Here is a 21,103-nt window from a genome sequence, read left to right on the forward strand (position 1 = left end):
ATGCGAACATGATAGGAGCAACGTCCTAGGTGCCGCCAATCGCGCTCGCAGTGCCGCCTATAACGTGCGGCTATTGGCCGCAGCCGCCGGGCCGGGCCCGCAGCAGCGCTCGTCCCGCCGCCACGCCGGTCGCCGCCCCATCCGACACCGCCCTTCGCCCGTTGACGAACAGCGCGGTAACGCCGACGCCAGGCACGCGCGGATGCATATAATCGGCGCGGGGCGCATAGGTTTTGGGATCGAGCACCACGACATCGGCAAAATAACCTCGCCGCAGATAACCGCGCTGCGCGATGCGGTACATGTCGGCCGTCGCGCCGGTCGACCGGCGGATGAACTGTGGCAGGGTGATCACCTTCCGCGCGACGACATAGGTGCGATAAAGCTGGGGGAAGGTCGCATATTGGCGGGGATGGCCGTCCGATCCGTCCGATGACGTCACCACCCAGGGCTGCTTCATGATCAGGTCGACGTCACGATCGGCCATGTTGAAGCTCGCCACGCTGCTGCCCGCCGGGCCGGTGCCCGTGGCATTGGGCGTGCGCAGGATGCGGATCGCCGCGTCGATCGGCGAGAGCCCCCATTGCGTCGCCATCGCGGCCAGCGTCTTGCCGCTCCAGGGCTGGCCCTGCGCGGTCAGCAACAGCGAATCCGCCCCGCCCCGCCGACGCAGATTCTCCGCCATCTCGATCTTCAACCGCGCGAGCGTCGCGGGATCGTCGAACCGGGCGAGCAGCTTGGGATAGCCGCCATCCATCGCCCAGCCGGGCACCAGCGCGGCATCGACGCTCGACCCCGAGGCCAGCCAGGGATATTGGTCCGCGGTGACGGCCTGGCCCTTGCTGCGCGCCGCCTCGATCGTGGCGATCAGAGCGGGCGCCTGGCCCTGCACATCGACGCCCAGTGCCTTTAGATGAGCGAAATGGACCGGCGTGCCAGCGATGCGCCCGATCTCGATCGCCTCGCGGGTCGAGGCAAGAAGGCCGATCGAATAATGCGCCTCGTCGCGCTGGTGCGTGTCGTACATACCACCGCGCTTGCCCGCTTCACGAGCGACCGCCGCCACCTCGGCCGTCTTGGCAAAGCTTTGCGGCGGATAGAACAAGCCGGTGGACAGGCCATAGGCGCCCTCGCACATCGCACGGGCTGCAAGGCGCTTCTCTTCCGCCAGTTCGGCGGCCGTGGGCGCGCGGGCATCCTGTCCCAGCACGCGCTCGCGGATCGCCCCGAAGCCGACGAAAGGCACGACATTGGTGCCGATCCCGCTGGCCTCCAGCGCGCGCGCATCCTTGGCCACCTCGAACGTACCATAGCCGTCGACGCCGATCACCACGGTCGAGACGCCTTGCGCCAGCCAGGGAAGATTGAGCCGCGCCTTGGCATCGGCCGAGCGAATATAGCTGTCCGGATGAGTATGCGCATCGATCAGGCCGGGCGCGACGATCAGCCCCCGCGCATCGATCTCGTCAACCGCCGCCGTGCCGCGGGCGCGGCCGACATAGACGATGCGATCGCCCGCCAACTCGACATCGCCGACAAAGGGCGGCGTCTCGGCCCCCGTATAGATGGTGCCGCCCCGGATCACGACATCGACGCGCGGCGTATTCGACGCCGTGGCGACGCACCAGACCAGGGCGGTCAGGACAAGACGCTTCATCTCGGGCTCCTCTCGGGTTGCAGGTGGGTGACGGTCGTGGCGACCGCGTCGACCGCGGCGCGGCTGAACGGCATGGGCAGCATCTGGCCCGCACTCCACGGGCCCCCCTGATCCTGCCGGTGCGGGGAGCGCGGATCGTTCGACTGGCCCGGCAGGTTGAGCATCAGCGAACGATCCCAGTCACCGACATCGATCACCTCGAGATAGCTCGCGCCGCCGCCGACCCGCCAGTCCGGTCCGTTTCCCAGCCAGCGGGCCATCACCGTAAAGCCATCGCCGCCGGAGCCGCCCACCTCGATCGCGGGGAAGGCCGCCGCGATCGCCGGAAGCCGCGCAAGCGGATGCGTGATCCGGACCCGATGCAGCATATCCCACCGCCAAGCCTTGGGATCGGGCCCCAGCAGCTTGCCCGCTTCCGTCCAGCCGACGGCGAGCGACTCTTCAATTAGGTCGGGCCGGCCAGCGGCCACACGCAGTAGTTCGGGCGGCTCGATCGCGGAAATCAGGCTGCGCGCGTTTTCTGGGACCAGCGCGCCCAGCATCCGCACATTCAGCGCGCGCAGCACGATCTCGTACAGTGCCGCCGCCCCGCTCGCACCGTCGATCCGCGTATCCCAGCGCGCCAGCATCGCGACCGCCGCCGCCGCTCCGGGCGAAGGCTGGCGCGGTAACATCGCCTGGAAGCGCCGGGCGAGCGACGACGATGTGTCATGCTGCAGCGCCACGCTGTCGGCCAGGCTGTGCCGGGTCTGCTTCGACAGTATGTCGGCAATGCGATCATAGCGTGCGGGATCGCGGAACGAGAAGGCCGGACTCCTTTCGATCGGCCAGCCTGGCGGCAAGTTGTTCTGGTTTGCGGAGGCGAACCAGCCCGCAGCGGGATCGAACACACCGGGCAAGGCGCGGAAATCGCGCATCCCCACCCAGTCGTATTGGCCATCGCCCGGCACCGGCAGCAGGCCATTGCCGCGCTTGCGCTTCGGCCAAAAGCCGATGGCCTGCCACGCATGATGCCCGCGCACATCGGCATAATGGAAATTGGTGGGCGACGGGTGCAGCTTGAACGCCTCGCGCAACCCCGCCCAGTCCTCCGCCAGGTTGATGGCCACCATCGAAAACGCACCCGATCCGCCCGGCTGCATTCCGACCGAGGCGATCGCAGTCGCGCGCGAACGGGCCGGATCGTGCGACACCACCGGCCCCTGCACCGCGTAACGGAGCACCGCCCGGTGCGGCGGCGCGTCCTTCACGGGAATGTCGATCACCTCCCGCTCGAACCGCTTCCAGCCGCCGTCATGGCGGTAACGCTCCGGATCGTCCGGATGGAGCTCCAGCACGAACAGGTCTTGCTGGTCGATATGGAAATTCGTGCGACCGAAGGCGAAGCGGTCGGTATGGCCCTGCATGATGCCCGCCAGCCCCGGCGCCCCGCCGCCGATTACGTCCAGGCCGGGCGCGGTGAGATGGGCGACGTGGCGCGGCCCGAACCCGCCAATGCCCAGATGCGGGTCATTGGCCAGGATCGGACGCCCCGTTGCGGTACGGCTTCCCGCCACCGTCCAGGCGTTCGACCCGGCATTGGTGGCGCTCAACATCTCGTCCCGCTCTCGGGTCGGCGTCTCTCGTCCGAACGGCAGCGGCCCAAGTTGCAACACCCCCATGTCCGCCTCGCTGACCTGTGCCGGGTCCAGTCCCTCCGGCACGGTCATCGCGATCGCGGGGCGCAGCGGGGCCACCAGCCGGTCGAGGTCGAGCTGCCCCATTGCCGCCAGCATGGCGCGGCGAATCTCGTCATCGACATTGCCGACCGAGCCGCCCCGCGCCACCACCAGATCGCGCAATTCCCAACGCATCGGCATCACGCCCAGAATGCGATATTCCAGCGGCAGCAATGTCGGATCGCGCTCCACTTCGGCGATCCGGGCATTGATCCCCGCGACATAGCCCCGCACGCAGTCCAGGACCGGCGACGGGATGCGGGCCAGCTCCGCATCGAGATCGCCGCGATAATGGAACAGCTGCGCCTTGGCGTCATACGTCGCGAACGCCGCGCCGAACGCCTCGGCCATCCGCCCCATTTCCCGGCGATGGGCGAAGTCGATCTGGAACAGCCGGTCACGCGCAACGACATAGCCCTGACCGAAAAAGGCGTCCGCCTTGGTCTGCGCGCGGATATGCGGGATGCCCCAGCCATCGTCCACGATCTCGATCGGTCGCGACAGGCCGGGGACCGTCGCATAGGCGGTCGAGCCGACCGGCCGGGCGATCCCTCGCCAGGGCGCAAGCGCACCTAACGCGGTGGCGCCGAGCAGGAATGTACGGCGAGAGACCATGGCTTCCCCCTTCTCGAACCATGCGGTGTGTCGGATCATCCCGTGGCGCACCCCCGCAAACTCGGTGATGCCCCCTGTCGACAGGACGGCCGGTTCCAGACCATAGGGCGGCCCGACGCGCGTGCAATGCCGCCATAATCCAAGGCTATGGCCCACCCAACGATCGGTAGTCGGACGACCCTTGACCTGGGTCGCGTCTCGCCTGCACCATTCCGGAAGCACGGATCAGCGAAAAGATCATGACCGGCCGCAGGGAGATCACGCTCCAAAGATCGTGAATAGGGGGATTGCATATGACCGACGGATCTCGGCGCCGTCTGATGAGCGCCGGTACGGGCCTGACAGCCTTGTCGATGGCGCTTGCCTTCCCCGCCTTTGCCCAGACGACGCCGTCCCCGCCTGACATCAACGGGACGCAAATCGACCCGGACGACATCACCGTCACCGGCACGCGGATCATCCGCAACGGTTTCCAATCGCCGACGCCGCTGACCGTGGCAACGCAAGAGGATATCCTCAACACTTCACCGACGAACAACATTGCCGATTTCGTCAACCAGTTGCCCGCGCTGGCAGGTTCCACCCGCCCCTCCAATTCGCGGCTGGCGATCAGTTCGGGCCTGGCAGGCATCAACGCGCTCAACCTGCGCGGACTGGGCGAGATCCGCACGCTGGTGCTGCTCGATGGGCGGCGGACGGTGTCGTCCAGCGTTACCGGTCTGGTCGACGTCAACACCTTCCCCCAGGCCTTGGTAAAGAGTGTCGAGATCGTCACGGGTGGCGCATCGGCGGCCTATGGATCGGACGCGGTCGCCGGGGTCGTCAACTTCGTGCTCGACAAGAAATATCAGGGCATCAAGATCCTGGCCGACAGCGGGATCACCGAACGGGGCGATGGTGCTAATTACTCATTCAGCGCCGCCGTCGGGACGCCCTTTGGCCGCGATGATCGCGGTCATCTGCTGCTGAGCGGCGAATGGGCGCATCGCGACGGCATCTTCCGGGTCGACCGCGCATGGAACGCGCGCGGCGTGGTCCGGATCACCAATCCCAATTACACCAACACCAATGGCCAGCCGCAATATCTGATCCGCCAGCCGGTCGGCGTTTCCAACACGACCCCCGGTGGCATCATCCTGAATTCCAGCGGCGGCGTGGCGAACCGGCTACGCGGCCTCTATTTCGGGCAAGGCGGCGCAGCGAGCCAGTATCAATATGGCGCGCTCAGCTTCCCGGCACCGGGCGGAGCCACCGCCCCTTCGCTGACCCAGGGCGGGGACTGGCGCGTCAACGATCAGGGCCGCAATATCGGCCTGGATGCGGACGACGACCGCCGGGGCGCATTCGGCCGGTTGAGCTACGAAGTCGCCAATGGCGTGACGCTGTTCGCCGAGGCATCGTACAACTGGCAAAAGACGCTGTTCAACGCCGGGCCGCAATCGACGACCGGCATCACCCTCACGGCGGCCAATCCCTATCTGCAGGCCGCCCTGGCCAATGCGGTGTCCGCCGGGCTCATCACCCCGGCGGAGCGGTCCGCCGTCACCTCGGTGACGGTCGGCAGCACCGCCGTCGACCTCCCCTACCGGAAGAACAACAGCAGCCGCGACGTTCAGCGTTACGCGATCGGCGGCGAGGGTGAGTTTCAGGCATTCGGCCACACGGCCTTCTGGAACATCTACGGCCAATATGGCGAAACGAATGCGCATGAACAGCTGCGCGACATCATGAACACCGCCAACATGGCCGCAGCGACCGACGCGGTCGCCGCACCGGCGGGCAATGCGCTGGGTGTGGCAGCGGGCACGATCGTATGCCGATCCTCGCTGACCGCGCCGACCAATGGCTGCGTGCCGCTCAACCGGCTGGGCATCGGCGTCGCGAATCCGGCCGCGATCGACTATGTCCTGGGCGATCCCTATCGCGACCAGAAACTGAAACAGACCGTCGCCGGTGCCAATCTGTCGATGACCCCGTTCGCAACCTGGGCGGGCGACGTCAGCGTCGCGGTAGGCGGCGAATATCGCCGGGAGTCGGTATCCGGCTTCGTGCCCAGCCAATATCAGACCGGCTGGTCCGTGGGCAATTTCCTGCCCACCTTCGGCAGCTATCACGTCAAGGAAGCCTATCTCGAAACGGTGGTCCCGCTGGGCCTCGGCCTGGAGTTCAACGGCGCGGTTCGCGGGACCGACTATTCCACCTCGGGTTACGTCACCACCTGGAAGCTCGGCGCGACGTGGCAGCCCATCCCGGACATCCGCTTCCGCGCCACCCGTTCACGCGACATCCGGGCCCCCAATCTCAGCGAACTGTTCGCATCGGGCACGTCGCGGACCAATACGCTGACCGATCCCGCGACCGGGCGAACCACCGTCACCTTCCGCGAAATCACGACGGGCAACCCCAATCTGCGCCCCGAAAAGGCCGATTCGATCTCGATCGGCGTCGTGCTCCAGCCCCGCTTCCTTCCCGGCTTCTCGGCCTCGGTCGACGGCTTCGACATCAAGCTGAGAGACGCGATCGGGCAATTCTTCGCACAGGACATCATCAATCGCTGCTATGAGGGGCGCAAGGACTTCTGTGCCGCCTATGGCCCCGATCCCTCGGGCGACCGGGAGTTGTTCTTCCGGGCCAGCCCGTTCAACTTCGCGCGACAATGGGTGCGTGGCATCGACTTCGACGCCAACTACCGCGTGCCGCTGAGCGACCTCGTCCGTCAAGCCCCCGGCGCGGTGACGCTTCACGGGCTGGCGACGCGATATATCCACAACATCACCGACAGCGGCGTGCCGAACGTGGTGCCGGTCGACATCGTCGGCCAACTGAACGGCACCAGTCCGCCCAAATGGATCTATCGCTTCAACCTGGCCTATGACGATGACGGCTTCTCGGTCACCGGCACGGCGCGCGGGGTGAGCAGCGGGACCTATGGCAACAACTACATAGTCTGCAATGGCAACTGCCCGACCGGGCGCCCCGCCGCGACCGTTTCGCAATTCCCGACGATCGACGACAATTCCATCTCGGGCGCGATGTATCTCGACCTGAACCTGACCGCCAAGATCAAGACGCATAGCGGCGGTCGCGCCGAGCTGTTCCTGAACATCACGAACCTGCTGGATCGCGATCCCATCCTGTTGCCGGAAACCGGGCTTGCGGCGAACAGCACCTATTCAGACCTGCTCGGCCGCGCTTTCCGGTTCGGCATCCGGTTCCAGACCCGCTGAGCCGCCGCAGCGGGGCGTTCACGGCGGCGGGACCGCCGTGATCCGTCCCCGCCGCCCCCCTCCTGTCCGGCGCCGCCATCAGGCCGGCAGGGTGGGCGGCGCGACGACGGCACGAAGCGACCCTGCCCAATCCAGGAAAGGAGGCAAGCCGTGCCGCTGCGGGCATCCGTAACCATCGCCGACGACGAATGGGGCGTGCCGCATATTCGCGCCTCCTCGATCCCCGATGCTTATTTCGGTCAGGGCTATGTCGTCGCCCGCGACCGGCTGTTCCAGATCGATCTCCAGCTGCGGCGCGATCTGGGACGGCTGGCGGAGGCGTTCGGCGGGCGGTTCGTGCCCCATGACCATGCCGCGCGCCTGCTCCTCTATCGCGGCGACGTCGAGAGCGAACTGGCGGGGCTTCCGCCGGAAGTTGTCGCTTGCGCCCGCGCTTATGTCGACGGGATCAACGCCCGCATTGCCGAGCTGGAGCGCGATCCCTCTCTATTGCCGCCGGAATATGACGTGCTGAAGCTGCAACCACTGCGGTGGGACATTGCCGACCTGGTCCGCGTCCGCCGTGGCGACATAGGCAGCGTTACCGACGAAATCCGGCGGGCCCGGCTCGCAACGCTTGGCCTGCTAGACCTCGACACGCTGGTCGCACCGCTGGCCGGGGACCGCACGCCCCAGCTACCCGAGGGGCTCGATCTGGCAGCCGTCTCTCAGGCCGATCTGGGTATCTTGGGCGAGACCGAAGGGCCGCTGCCCCGGAGCGGCACCTTGCCTGCCGGTTACGACCCAGTCGAGGACCGCCTCGACCGCGACGCGCATGGCAGCAGTGCTTGGACAATCTCGTCTGCGCGGTCGGCCACCGGTCGCCCGATCCTGGCCAATGATCCGCATCTCGGTATCGGAGGCTTTTCCCCACGTCATCTTGCCCATCTCACCGCCCCGGGTTTCGACGTGATCGGCGCGGGGAGCCCCGGCATGCCCGGCATCATGCAGGGCCATACCGGCCATTATGCGTTTGGGCGGACCAATTCGCATATCGATCAGGAGGATCTGTACGTCCTGGAGCTGAGCCCGGACGATCCCGAATGCTATCGCCATCGGGGCCAGTGGAAGCGGTTCGCAAGGGCGACCGAAGCGATCCGAGTGAAGGACGCCGATGACGTGGTGGTGACGCTCCGCCATGCCGAACACGGGCCGGTGCTGCTCCACGATCCATCCCGCCTGCGTGCCACGGCCATGGCGTCGGCCTCGCTGCTTCCCGGTGCCAACATGACCTTTGCCATCATCGCGCTCAACCTGGCAGGAAACTGGGACGAAATCGCCGAGGCCGCCCGGCTGCACGTGGCGCCGACCAACTTCCATTATGCCGATATCGACGGCAACACGGGCTGGCGGTTACTGGGCCATGTTCCGATCCGTAACCAAGCTGACGGCCTGCTGCCGGTGCCGGGCGACGGACGCCATGACTGGCAGGGTATTCTTCCCGCCGAGCAGATGCCGACGCTTCTCAATCCGGCGCAGGGCTGGTTCGCGTCGGCCAACCAGTTCAATCTTCCACCGGAATGGTCGTCGACCAAGGGAATGACGAGCTTCACCTGGAACGCGCCTTATCGCTACGACCGGATCGCGCAGGTGCTCGGTGACGCCGACTGTCATTCCGTCGCCGATAGCGTGGCGTTACAGCATGACGATCTCTCGCTGCCCGCGCAGGCCCTTCTGCCGTTGCTGCCGAAGGCGCTCGACGGCATGGCGGCGCGGGCGGCAGCCATGCTCTGCGACTGGGATGCCCGGCTGGGTGCGGACAGCGCCGCCGCCGCTTTGTTCGAAATGCTGTGGATCGAACTCGGCAAAGCCTGCCTCGCCGCGATCGTGCCCGACAGGGCGCGCGAGTTGGTGACATCGATCGATCCGCGACCCATGCTCGCGCTGCTGACTCATCCCGATACGCGCCTCGGCCCCGACCCTGAGGCGGCGCGCGACGCTCTGCTGGCGAAGGCGCTCGGCCGGGCTTGGGAGACGGCGGCGGAGGCGCTGGGCGCCCATCCGGCCGCTTGGCGTTGGGGTGACATTCACCGCGTCGTCCTTCGCCATCCCCTGTCCGGCTTGCCCGCGATCGACGCCGCGCTACCCGTCATCGAGGGCGGCCGGTCAGGGGGCGACACCTTCACCGTGATGGCGCGCGGCTATGTCGGCACCCGCGACTATCACGTCAGCCACGGCGCGAGCGTCCTGATGGTCTGCGATGTCGGCGATTGGGATCGGAGCTGTATCCTGACCCTGCCCGGCCAGTCGATCGATCCGCGCTCACCGCATTACCGCGACGGCTATGCGACGTGGGTGGCCGGTCGCGCACGCCCCTTTCCATTTGGCAGGAAGGCGGTCGACGCACATATTCGCCATGTGACGGAGCTTCACCCATGACGATCGACCGGCGGCGCTTCGTGCAGGGGATGACCGTGGGGGCAATATTCGTCCCGGCTATCGTCGCCGAGGCACGGGCGCCACGCTTCACCGGAGCCTTTGATGAAATCCAATCCTGGGTCGGCAAGGCCTTTCCAGGCGCGGTCGTCGCGATCGGTCTCCATGGTCGGCTGGTGGCGCTGCGCAACTTCGGGCGGATGTCGTCCGCGCCCGATGCGCCGCCCATGCCCCGCAACGCGATCTTCGATCTCGCCTCGCTGACCAAGGTCGTCGGCACGACGACCGCGGCCGAGTTGCTCTATGACCGGGGGCTGCTGGACCTCGACCGGCCGGTGATCGACTATCTGCCGACCTTCGCCGGTACGCCCGGGCATGAGCGGATTTCTGTGCGTCACCTGCTGGGTCACAGCTCGGGCTTGTTCACCACCGATCTTCTCTGGCAGCATAGCCGCAACCGGCAGGAGCTGCTCGCCCTGATCGATCATATGCCGGTGGCATGGACGCCCGGTTCGCACTATCAGTATCGCGACGAGAACATGATCCTGATGGGCGAGATCGTCGCGCGCCTATCGGGCAAGCCGCTCGACCGCTTCCTGCACGACACTGTGTTCGGACCGCTGGGGATGAAGGATACCGGCTTCAACCCTTCCTCTCGCAACCTAGCCAGGATCGTGCCCACCGAGCAGGACAAGATATTCCGGCACCGATTGATCCGGGGCGAGGTGCATGACGAAAATGCCTATGTGCTGGACGGGGTCTCCGGGCATGCTGGGCTGTTCTCCACCGCGCGGGACCTCGCAAAGCTGGCGGAACTCTATCTTCGTAACGGCAAGGGCCTGTTGAAGCCGTCCACCATCGCCGCCTTCACCACTCGCCAGGCCGAACCGCAGGGCACTTCGCGCGCTTTGGGATGGGACATGCCCGATGCCTCCGGTAGCTTTGCCGGGCCGCGCGCCTTATCCGACGCGCTGATCCATACCGGCTTTACCGGCACGTCCATCTATATCGACCGCAAGCGCGATGCCTTCATCATTCTGTTGACCAATCGCGTGAACCCCACCCGCGACAACAAGCGCATCGGCGAAGCGCGGATCGCGATCCACACCGCTATCCTGGCGGCGATCGATGGACTGGCCCCACAGCGCCACGACGGTTGATCCCGGACGATCGCTCAGCGCATGATGTGCGACATGTGCGATCGCATTTGCTGAGATCATCGGAAGCGGGCGACGTTGCGAACCTCCCCGGCCAATATGCCTTTCAGAGGGAGGCCCCCGAGGCATGAGGTTCCCTCGGTGTCTCATCCAGTCTGAGGGGGAACATCCGGCGTTTATTCGGCGAAAATTTTGGCCGCCTTTCCGATACAGCGGGTAAGCACGTTCGTGGTTCGCGCCCCATCCCTCCCTGCTCGGCAGGATGCGCGGCTGCCGCCGTGGGACGCCCGAACATGCGAGACGGTCCCGCGCCCGTCCGGCCATCAGAGCTTTGTTGTCAGAACATTCTGCGAGATATGCCTGTCGAAACTCAGGTCCGCGACGGCTGTTTCAGCGTCCGGTTCTCCTCCTCGCGTTACCTCACGCGTCGCAACCCACCAGCCTCGAGCCCGCCGTACCCCTTTTTCCAGCGATAGAATGTCTGCTCGGAAATCCCCATCGGGCGGATGACCTTGATCACCGGCGTGCTGGTCTCCGCCCGGTTCAGCGCAAAAGTGATCTGCTCTTCCGTGTACCGCGACTTCTTCAGGTCCCAGGTCCTTGGCCGCAGACTTCAAAGGACTGGCAAAGTCTTGCTCAGATCGGGCTGAAAAACTAACGGCATGTCAAAGCGTTGACCCATACCTCTCGGCTCAGCGTCGCGGGCCGATCTTGACCTGCCGCACCGCTTCTCGGGTGGGATGAATTAAAGCGTCATTCCCGTGACAAACCCGTCCCATCATGCATTCTTCCATTTTAAGGAATGTATCAGACCGCGATTTCATGAGATCATATCCAGCGATCAAGGAAAATCGTCTTTAGCCAGTCACTTGGCAATTACGGTGCATCCCAACTGCGCGCGGTCACGGAAAGGATAACCCAATAAGCAGAATTTAACTAACATATGACATTGACGCGCATATGGTTTCCGCATCGCCATTTTGTAGCGCGAGCATCGCTTCGACCCGCTCCGGATCGGGCAACCTCCACGCGCCCGTTCGCCCGCTGCCTTGATCGAAACCCATGTGGACCGCTCTCCATCTTGCGCTGCTGGCGGGTGCCGCCACGCCGTCCGGGGCGACGGAATCCGCGCGCACAGTGATCCGGCGCGACGTGATCGATCTGCGGGACTTGCCCGCGCGCTCCCGATTGTCGGCTCTGACCGTCGACCTGCATGGTCGAGCGGGCAGCGGCGCCCGGCAGCCCTGGGTGTCCATGGCCGTCAACGGCGTTGTGATCGCGCGGACATGGCTGGGGCGTCAGGACAGCGTCACGCTGCGCGCCGATGTGGACGAACGCCTGCTGTCGATGCGCAGCCTGGTCGAAGTGGCCGCCTATGTGCCGCAATGCGAGACGCCCTATTGCCGCGCTCTGGCCGCATCGGTGCGCGTCGTCGGCCCAGTGCGCCAGGACTATGATGCCGCCCGCGCCGACGCCACCTTCGCGCATCTTGCCAGCCGCTATCGGGCCGGCCTGACCCTTTTGCAGGGACCGGACGTCGATCCGGCATTTGGCGGCCTGGTCCGCAATGCCCTGGCCCCCAGGACCCGTCCGTTCGCGGAAGGCGGGGGGCTGGTCTATGTCTCGCGACAGCAGCCGCCCGATTTCATCGCCCCGATACGCTTCGATCTCGGCCCGGTGAGCCTCATCCGTCAGGATGGCGTCACGGTCATCCCGCCGGACAAGCTGGACAGGCTGACCGTGGTGCAGGTGCTGCGGACCGGCGACCACCCGGTGATCTGGGTGCGCCCAGGCCGGGACGTGCCGCGCAAGCTGGATCTGGACAGCGGCGACATCGGTATTTTCGGACCATCGGGAAGGCTGATGGCCTTTTCCTATGCCAGCGACGCGCGGACTCTCCATCCCGCTTATGGCCCCGGCGTCGATGCCGACGGATCGCAGCGGACGAAACGGATCTGGCGCTGGCTCCTCCTGATCGGCTGGGCAGCGGCCAGCGTCGGTCTGGGCCTGGTCTATCGCCGCCTGCCCCGGCGCGTGACGGCGACGGAGGCCCCGGCATGGGCTGCCTGACGATCGGCGATTCCTGGACCGCCGACTTCCTGGTCGAAAACGGCTTCCTCTCGCTCGCGCAATTCGACGAAGCGCTCGACCTGATGGAGCAATGGGACCGGTCGCTGTCCGACGTGGTCATGTCGCGTCGCTGGATGACGCCGCAGGACTTTCATCGCGCGGCGGCGCGGCGCTTCGGCATGACCTTCGTCAACCTTCAGACCGATCCTCCCGACGAGACGCTGCTGATCGAGGCGGAAGTCGAGGATTACATGCGCGAACTGACGATGCCGTGGCGGGTGCAGGATGGGCGCATGGTCGTCGTCACCGCCCATCTGGGCCCGGAATCGGTCCTGTACGCGCGGCGTCGCTGGGGTTCCAATATCGACATGGTCGTCACGGCCAAGTTCGATGTCCTGTGGTCCCTACAAAAGGTCTTCAGCGCCCGCCATTCGCACCGGGCAGTCCACGAACTGGCGGATGCCGATCCGGAAATGTCGGCCCGTACCGTGTTCACCAGGGCGCAGCTGCTGGTCGTCTGGGCCGGGTTGACCCTGTTGTGCCTGGGCCTGGGTTTTGTGCCCACCCCGACCCTGATCGTCGTCAACACGATCACCAGCGCCTTCTATCTGGGCAATTTCGTGTTTCGCGGCGTCCTCGTCTGGGCGGGCGGACGGCGCAGCCACGATCGCCATCGCGCCTTGGCGATGGAGGCGCGACTGCTGCGCGACGAGGATCTGCCGGTCTACACCGTGCTCGTCCCCATGTTCCGCGAGCCGGAGGTGCTGCCGATCCTGGCCGGCGCGCTGCGCAAGCTCGACTATCCGCTGGGCAAGCTCGATATCAAGATCGTCCTGGAAGAAGGCGACGACGAGACGATCGACGCGGCCAAGCGACTGGGGCTGGAGGGCATTTTCGAGATCGTGCGGGTGCCGCCGTCACAGCCGCAGACCAAGCCCAAGGCATGCAACTATGCCCTGCGCTTCGCGCGCGGCGAATATCTGGTCATCTTCGATGCCGAGGACAAGCCGGAACCCGACCAGTTGCGCAAGGTCGTCGCCGCGTTTCGCCGGTCGTCGCCCGACGTCGCCTGCATCCAGTGCCGCCTGAACTATTTCAACGCGTCGGAGAACTGGCTGACGCGGATGTTCACGCTCGACTATTCCCTGTGGTTCGATCTGATGCTGCCCGGGCTCGAGCGGCTGGGTATCCCGATCCCGCTGGGGGGCACGTCGAACCATTTCAAGATCGAGGTCCTGCGCGAGCTTCATGCATGGGATCCCTTCAACGTCACCGAAGACGCCGATCTGGGAATCCGCATGACCCAGAAAGGGTATCGGGTCGGCCTGGTCGATTCGACGACCTATGAAGAAGCCAATGTCTCGCACGCCAATTGGGTGCGGCAGCGCTCGCGCTGGATGAAGGGCTATATGCAGACGTGCCTGGTTCACACCCGGCGCCCGTTGCACCTGATGAAGACCGTCGGTCCGCTGGGGACGCTCGGCTTTGTCAGCTTCCTGGGCGGGACGGTCCTTTCCGGCCTGCTCAATCCCATTTTCTGGGCGGTCTTCCTCTTCTGGGCGGTGACCCAGACGGGGGGCTTCGACATCGTCTTCCCGCCGATGCTGCTCTACACCAGCATGCTGAACCTGCTGATCGGGAACGGCATGTTCATCTACCTGATGATGCTCGCGCCGTTCCGGCGACGCTGGGTCCAGCTGGCGCCCTATGCGCTGACCGTCATGTGGTATTGGGTGCTGCTGTCCATCGCCGCCTGGAAAGGGGCGTGGCAGCTCGTCACCCGGCCCTTCTACTGGGAGAAGACCCAGCACGGCCTGTCCAAATTCACCGCGGCCGAAGTCTCCAGCGCGCTGGAGGAACAGGCGGCATGAGCGGCGTTTCGCTGGCCGGAACCTCGTCGGGGGGCGGGCGCTGGCGATGGTCGGTGCCAGCCGGCATCGGGATCGCGCCGTCGGCGCTTCTCGCCATTCTGGTCGCCCTGGCGGGCTACCGCCTGGCCGCGCAGATCAGCGAACTGGGATTGTGGCACGACGGCACCGCCGAACTGGCGGGACGAGCGGTCCTGTCGGCCGCGGGCCAGTCCGATCCCACCGCGCTCCTCACCAGCTATCCGCCCCTGCCCTATTTACTGCTGATATTGGGCGAGATGCTGGGGCGGCCGCTCGGACTCGATCCGGTCGCGCTGGTCGACGCGGTGCTGCTGGGCGGCCTGGCGGCACGATATGGGGGATCGCTGGCGGAAAGGGGGGCGTCGACCGGCGCCATCATGCTCCTCGTCCTGCTGCTGGCGCTGCACCCCCTGTCGATCTCGGCCCTCACGCAAGGGCCGCAGGCCTTGCTGCTCCTATGGGGCGGCTGGGTGCTGGGGCGCAGCATGATGGATACCCGCACGATCACCGGCATCAACGAGACGATCGCGCTGTCGCTGGCGCTGCCGATGCTCGCCATGACCAGCGCGCAGGGTGCGGCGATCACGATCGGGGCCATCCCCTTCCTGATCTTCGCGGTGCCCCGCGACCTGGCGGAGCGGCATTATCTCGGCACCTATCTGGTGCTGCTGTTCCCGCTGGTCCTGTCCGTCCTGTCGCTGTTCGCGCTGTTCGTCATCATCCTCCACGCCCCGCTGGCGGTCATCATCGGGGATATCTATCACGCAGTGCGCGGCGGCACGCCCCCTGGCTGGGCGATCGCGGCGCTGGCACCGATCGCCACGGCCGCCGTGGCGACCATCGCCGTCCTGCTGTCGACGATGCGGACCGCGCCGCGAGCCCTGCGTGAAAGCGTTGCGGCCGGGCTGGCCAGCCTGATGCTTGCGTCGATCCTCGTCGTGGCGACCGGGATTGCCCGTCATCCTGGGGAAGTCCTGGTCCCTGCCCTGGGCTTTGCCGCCGGGGTTTCTACCCGCTGGCCGGTGGAAAAGCTGTCGCAGGCGGGCCTGCTGATCCTGGCCGGGGCGCTGGTCTCCGCCCCGGTGATCCTTGGCGCCGATGTCAAGGCGAACGGGCTTGTCGCGCAGGCGCTGGCGGGGCGGACCGGCGCGATATCGGCCGATCGTGCGCTGGGCCGCTATCTGGTGGGGCATCGGGACGTCATGATCGACGCCTTGGCCCACCCGGCGGTGGTGGCCGCGCGCGGCAGCGCCGAAGGCCTGCTGACCGATAGATCCCCCGCATTCGGCGTATCGGTGCTCGCGCACCGCGTTTTGACGCCCGCCGTGGCGGTTCGCGCACATCGCCCCGGCGAGAGCGACGACGCCATCAGCCGCAGCATGCCCAACCTGTTCGAGCAGGGGCCGCCCGGCTACCGGCTCGCCTTCGATCAAGGCGGCTGGCGGGTATGGGCACGCCCAGAAAGGTCGAAAATTCCATGAACAGCGCTCGCATTCTGTTGGTCGACGACAGTGCGGAGGCCCGCGACGCGGGTATGCTCGCACTGGCGACGGGAGGATTTGCACGGGTGGAGGGCGCCAGCGACGCCAATCACGCCTATGACCTGCTGGGCATCGACGATGGTCCCGCCCCCCCTGCCTTCGACTGCATCCTGCTAGACATCCTGATGCCGGGCGTCGACGGCATAGAGGCCTGCGCCGCCATCCGGTCCTCGGGCCGGTATCGCGACGTGCCGATCATCATGGTCAGCGGCCAGAACGACGTATCATCGCTCAACCAGTCCTTTGTCGCCGGGGCAAACGACTATGTCACCAAGCCGTTCAGGCCGATCGACCTTCTCGCCCGGACCCGCGCCGCGCTGCGTTTCAAGCGGGAGATCGATCGCCGACGCGCACGGGAAAAGGCCCTGCGCGACAAGACCATGGTGCAGGAGGAATTGCGCGGTTTTCTCCCCGACATGTTGATCGCCAACCGATCGCTTCTCGATGCCGAACTCCGTCTTGCCGCCGACAATGGCGTGGATACGACGCTGTGTGCGCTGCAGGTTCGGGCGCTCGATCCCTATCGCCTGGAACATGGGGCGGCTGCGGCGACACGGCTGATGCGCCAATTGTCGATGGCATTGTGCGACGTGGCCGCACCGATGGGCGCGGTGCTCGGCCTGTTCGACGACGGGCTGTTCCTGTCCATCGCCCCCAATGTCGATCCTGCGGGCATGGTGGCATTTGGCGAGGCCGCGCTGACACGGATCGACGCGATGAAGCTCCCCCATGGCGCGTCGGCCCGCGACCTTCACGTCGCGCTGGATGCCGTGGTCGATATGGCCAGCGGCGACCGGCTGCTGCTGCTGCCCGGCGAGATGATTACGCTGCTCGAACAACAGCAGCGGCGCAGACCCTTCCTCCCCCTCCCCGATATGGACGTCCTCTGATGAAATATGCCACCCGCTCCATCCTGGCCGTCGCCATCGCGTCCGTCGCGCTCGTCCATGCCACGGCGGCCGAGGCATCGGCCTGGACGTTGCCCAAGGGCAAGGGACAGGTCCTGGTGACCGGCGTCTATTCGCACAGCGACCGGGGCTTCGACGCGAACGGCCGGACCATCGACATCCCCGATTACGACAAGCAGGAAGTCTATGTGCTGGGTGAATATGGCGTCACCGACGATCTGACGCTGATCGCCGCGCCGAGTTTCCGGCATGTCGGCATCCAGGGGGCGACCGACGACACCACCGGGCTGGGTTATACCGAGCTCGGGGGTCGTTACCGTATAGCGAGCGGATCGCGCTGGGTCGGCTCGCTCCAGGCGACGGCACGAATTCCGGGAACGCGGCGCCGCGATTCCCTGGCCCAGGTCGGCAGCACCGACGCCGAATTCGACGTGCGGGCGCTGGGCGGCGCGAGTTTCACGATCGGGCGCATGTCCGGCTTCATCGACCTGGCGGGCGGCTATCGCGTGCGGGCGGGAGATCCCCCCAGCGAGTTCCGGGCCGACGCGACCCTGGGCATCCGCCCGGTCAAGCGCGTCCTGCTCTATACATCCGTGTCAAACAGCTGGTCCGACGGGGCCGGCAAGGGCATCTTCAAGGCATATCGCTATCACAATGCCTTCCTGAACGCCGCCTATGACCTGAACGATCGCTGGTCGCTTCAGCTCGGCGGACTGGCGACGGTCGGCGGGAAAAACGCCCTGCGCGAGCGCGGGGGCACCGGCGGCCTGTGGTTCCGGTTCTGAACGCCTTGCCCGCGCACCCCTTGCAACCGGCCGATGCTCGTCCCCTTCAAAGTCTGAACATTCCAAAACAGGGGGTATCAGGGCCGATCGGCGTAGTGCTGGCGGATGCTTGACGCCCGATCGGCTCTCCGGGCACGATGGGGCCGGGGGGCGCTTCGGGGGTAGGCGTCAAGGTGGGGCAGGACGGGGGCCAAGGCGGCAAGCGTCTGGACGGGTGGAAATCGATCGCGGCCTATTCAATTGCGATTGGACCACGGTCATGCGCTGGGCGCGGGAGCGCGACTTGCCGGTGCGGCGGATACCGGGTGGGAAACAGGGCTCGGTCTTCTGTTTCGAACAGGAACTGGCGGCCTGGGCACTTCATCAGGACGATGACGAGGATCGCGGCGAAGCGGCGACCGTCCCGAGAGATGTCTCTGCCTCGCCCCTACCCCCGCCCCCAGTCGAAGATTTCGCAATAGCCCGGTTGGGGCGACGGCCCGGCTGGGCGAACACAGCGCGTTGGAGACGAACGCGCGCGGGAAACGCGTCCCCTCGCGCGCCAGCCGGTCGAGCATGGGCGTGTCACCGAAATGCCGCGCCTTCCTGAAGCCCATGGCGTCGTAGCGATGGTCATCGGTCAGCACGACCAGGATGTCGCGCGGCCTGACGCCCGGCACACGCGGTAGGCGGCGCGGCTCCAGTGCGGCGCCCGCCGCCATCGAATAGAGGCGAACGCACCGCCGGTCCCGGCGAGCAGTACCCCGCGCCGCGTCATGTCCCCGTTCATTAGAAGTCCTTCCGCAGCAGAAGGCCCGCGTAACGCCGGTCGTCGCGCGGCACGAAGCGGACGGTCCCGCCAAATGTGCCGTTGCTCAGGAAGCTGGCATAGGAGGTGTTGGCGATGTTCTTCACATAGGCGCGAAGCTGCCATCCATCGCCGGGCCGGATCAGCGCCACGCTGGCGTTCCAGATGGCAAAGGCGGGCTGGACAGTGTTGGGGGTCTCGGCCAGCGAATATTGCACCTTGCTGCTGAACGACACGTCGCTCTGCAGCTCAAGCGACAGCGCATCCGACAGGGCGAAGCGATAGGCCGCATTCTCGAACAGGCGAACGCGCGGTGCGAAGGGCAGCGGCTGGCCATTGATGTTGCAGCTGACCGGCGCGCCGACCGGGCAGTTGAAGTTGCGGACGGTGGCGTCGGTGAATGCCCCCGACAGATCGACGGTGAAGCCCCGGGCCGGGCGCAGCGTCACGTCCGCCTCGACTCCGCGCGACCGGACCGATCCGGCGTTGATCAGCCGCGTGACCGGCGCGCCGCCAACCGAGTCCGTAAAGTTCGCCTGATAGCCGTCGAAATCGGTCGTATAGACCGCCAGTGCATAGCTGAGCGCGCGGTTGGCGGTGCTGCCCTTGATCCCGGCCTCATAGGAGTTCGACGTTTCAGGGTTCAACGGCACTTCGTCGAGCAGGGTCGTCGCATTGAGCGAACGCATGTTGAAATAGACGTTGTAGGCCGGGCCCTTATAGCCGCGCGAATAGGTGAAATAGGTCTGGGCATGGTCGCCCAGATCGAGTTGAAGCCCGAGGCGGTAGCTGTCGCCACGCGCATCGGTGCGGCCCGTCGCATTGTGATAGGCGCGAACGCCGGGCCGGTCGAGCGACGCCGCGCCGCTGTTCGTCGGGTCGTTGGTCGAGGTGCGGACATGGTAGAAGTCGAGCGTGTCCCAGGTCGAACGATAGCCCGCGATTCCCCGGAAATGCGGGGTGAAGTTGATGTTCGCCTCGCCGAACAGCGCGTAATTGTGATTGGTGATGCCGTAATTGGCGATGCCGGTGGTGTTGGTACGTGTCGTGCCCGACAGCGTGGTCAGTGCCCGCTGGTATCGCTCGTCGGTCCGCGCGCGCAGATAATAGGCCCCCAGCACATAATCGATCAGCCCGCCCTTGGGCGAGGTCAGCCGAAGCTCCTGCGAGAATTGGCGGCTGTTGACCGTGCCGTCATCTACTCCCGACGGAAAAGCGGCCGTCAGCTGGGCGAGACCATCATAATCCTGCCGCTGCTGGTTCAACCATTGCCGCCAGGCGGTGATCGAGGTGACGTGATAGTCGCCCAGCGTCAGTTCGCCGGTCAGCGAGCCGCCATAATTCTCGTCGCGGACGTTGGTGTCGATATCGGTCGCCAGCCGCCGGTTGGACGATGACGCGACGATCCCCTGCCCGGCCAGCGCGGTAGCCAGGGCGGTGGAGTCCGTGATCGCATTCGTCGGATAGGCGATCTGCCGGGTCGAGCTATAGACCGCCGCCACCGTCTCGCGGGTGTTCAGATAGTCGCCGATCGCGGTGATCTTCAGCGCGTCGAAAGGCGTCACCACCAACTTGCCGCGCGCGCCGTAACGGCGCGAGCCATTGGCATCATGACCGGTTGCGACATTGCGAAGATTGCCGTCGAAATCGCTGTAGAGGCCGCCGATCAGCGCCTGGACCTTGCCCGGCACGATCGCGCCCGAGACTCCCGCCTTGATACGATACTCCTGATCGGTCGTTGCTCCGGCCTCGCCAAAGGCGTGGAATTCGTCGGTCGGGTTGCGCGTGACGATGTTGACCACGCCCGCCGACGCATTCTTACCGAACAGGGTGCCCTGCGGCCCGCGCAATACCTCGATCCGCTCGACCTCGCCCAGGTCGAGCGTCGATTGGCCCGGACGGGTCAGCACCACACCATCGAGCACGGTCGATACAGACGGCTCGACGCCGGGCGAGGTCGTGATTGTGCCGATCCCGCGGATAAAGACGGTGCGATCCTTGTTGGACGCGCCGCTGCGGAAGCCGACCGATGGGATCGAGGCTGCGATCCGTTCGAGATTGTTGAGCTGCCGCTCCGCCAGCGTACCGCCCTCCAGCGCGGTGATCGCGATCGGAACTTGTTGCAGCGTCTCATTGCGATAACGCGCGGTCACGACCACCTCGCCGTCAGCGGGCTTTGTGTTGGTTTTAGCGGTGGGCGCATCCTGTGCGGCGGCGGACGTGGCAATGAGGGTAAAAGCGGTGCCGACAAGCAGCACGGACAGGCGTCGATCGATCATCTGGTCCCCTTTCAGATCGACGCGGAAGCTAATGTCCACTTATTACATGGGAAAT

At 65.9% G+C, this 21,103-nt stretch carries 12 protein-coding genes and 1 pseudogene; 8 read left to right on the plus strand and 5 right to left on the minus strand.

Features of this window, described 5'->3' with window-relative positions; all coding sequences use genetic code 11:
- Nucleotides 1–70: 70 nt before the first annotated feature.
- Both ACFX59_RS06300 and ACFX59_RS06305 read right to left on the minus strand, forming a co-directional pair.
- Nucleotides 71–1,657 carry an amidohydrolase family protein gene (locus tag ACFX59_RS06300; RefSeq protein ID WP_387430689.1) on the minus strand — a complete coding sequence of 529 codons (1,587 nt, stop codon included), beginning with the start codon at nucleotides 1,655–1,657 and terminating at the stop codon, nucleotides 71–73.
- A complete protein-coding gene (locus ACFX59_RS06305; protein WP_387430691.1) occupies nucleotides 1,654–3,990 on the minus strand; it encodes a penicillin acylase family protein in 2,337 nt (778 codons plus the stop codon). Before ACFX59_RS06305 ends, ACFX59_RS06300 begins: the two co-directional genes overlap by 4 nt.
- Nucleotides 3,991–4,283: 293 nt before the next feature.
- Here ACFX59_RS06305 and ACFX59_RS06310 point away from each other — a divergent pair, with 293 nt between their 5' ends.
- The 3 genes from ACFX59_RS06310 (at nucleotide 4,284) to ACFX59_RS06320 (ending at nucleotide 10,792) form a co-directional block, all read left to right on the plus strand.
- Nucleotides 4,284–7,217 (plus strand): TonB-dependent receptor plug domain-containing protein, encoded by a 2,934-nt coding sequence (locus tag ACFX59_RS06310; protein WP_387430693.1) that lies wholly within the window; start codon nucleotides 4,284–4,286, stop codon nucleotides 7,215–7,217.
- Between the two features lie 150 nt (nucleotides 7,218–7,367).
- Nucleotides 7,368–9,635, plus strand: coding sequence for a penicillin acylase family protein (locus tag ACFX59_RS06315; protein ID WP_387430695.1), 2,268 nt, complete (start codon nucleotides 7,368–7,370; stop codon nucleotides 9,633–9,635).
- Nucleotides 9,632–10,792 carry a serine hydrolase domain-containing protein gene (locus tag ACFX59_RS06320; protein WP_387430697.1) on the plus strand — a complete coding sequence of 387 codons (1,161 nt, stop codon included), beginning with the start codon at nucleotides 9,632–9,634 and terminating at the stop codon, nucleotides 10,790–10,792. The genes ACFX59_RS06315 and ACFX59_RS06320 overlap by 4 nt, the downstream gene beginning before the upstream one ends.
- A gap of 180 nt (nucleotides 10,793–10,972) precedes the next feature.
- On the opposite strand, the pseudogene ACFX59_RS06325 reads toward ACFX59_RS06320, so the two are convergent.
- Nucleotides 10,973–11,378, minus strand: a pseudogene (locus ACFX59_RS06325) (transposase); the annotation flags it as partial.
- Between the two features lie 473 nt (nucleotides 11,379–11,851).
- Between ACFX59_RS06325 and ACFX59_RS06330 the strand changes: the two are divergent.
- The 5 genes from ACFX59_RS06330 to ACFX59_RS06350 are packed head-to-tail and all read left to right on the plus strand — an operon-like array spanning nucleotide 11,852 to nucleotide 17,982.
- Nucleotides 11,852–12,859, plus strand: a complete 1,008-nt coding sequence (locus ACFX59_RS06330; RefSeq protein ID WP_387430699.1) for a hypothetical protein — start codon at nucleotides 11,852–11,854, stop codon at nucleotides 12,857–12,859.
- Complete coding sequence (locus ACFX59_RS06335) at nucleotides 12,847–14,730, plus strand: glycosyltransferase family 2 protein (protein WP_387430701.1); 1,884 nt, start codon at nucleotides 12,847–12,849, stop codon at nucleotides 14,728–14,730. Before ACFX59_RS06330 ends, ACFX59_RS06335 begins: the two co-directional genes overlap by 13 nt.
- A complete protein-coding gene (locus tag ACFX59_RS06340; RefSeq protein WP_387430703.1) occupies nucleotides 14,727–16,229 on the plus strand; it encodes a hypothetical protein in 1,503 nt (500 codons plus the stop codon). The genes ACFX59_RS06335 and ACFX59_RS06340 overlap by 4 nt, the downstream gene beginning before the upstream one ends.
- Nucleotides 16,226–17,179: a PleD family two-component system response regulator gene (locus tag ACFX59_RS06345; RefSeq protein WP_387430705.1), complete on the plus strand. Its 954-nt coding sequence runs from the start codon at nucleotides 16,226–16,228 to the stop codon at nucleotides 17,177–17,179. The genes ACFX59_RS06340 and ACFX59_RS06345 overlap by 4 nt, the downstream gene beginning before the upstream one ends.
- The gene (locus ACFX59_RS06350; protein WP_387430707.1) at nucleotides 17,179–17,982 is read left to right on the plus strand and encodes a hypothetical protein; all 804 of its coding nucleotides are present in this window, start codon (nucleotides 17,179–17,181) and stop codon (nucleotides 17,980–17,982) included. The genes ACFX59_RS06345 and ACFX59_RS06350 overlap by 1 nt, the downstream gene beginning before the upstream one ends.
- Before the next feature lie 257 nt (nucleotides 17,983–18,239).
- Here the strand turns inward: ACFX59_RS06350 and ACFX59_RS06355 are convergent, their stop codons facing one another.
- Complete coding sequence (locus ACFX59_RS06355; RefSeq protein ID WP_387430709.1) at nucleotides 18,240–18,683, minus strand: sulfatase-like hydrolase/transferase; 444 nt, start codon at nucleotides 18,681–18,683, stop codon at nucleotides 18,240–18,242.
- 67 nt (nucleotides 18,684–18,750) lie between these two features.
- Nucleotides 18,751–21,048 (minus strand): TonB-dependent receptor, encoded by a 2,298-nt coding sequence (locus ACFX59_RS06360; RefSeq protein ID WP_387430711.1) that lies wholly within the window; start codon nucleotides 21,046–21,048, stop codon nucleotides 18,751–18,753.
- Nucleotides 21,049–21,103 lie beyond the last annotated feature (55 nt).

Source organism: Sphingomonas sp. NCPPB 2930, assembly GCF_042867205.1.
In the GTDB taxonomy this organism is placed as follows: domain Bacteria; phylum Pseudomonadota; class Alphaproteobacteria; order Sphingomonadales; family Sphingomonadaceae; genus Sphingomonas.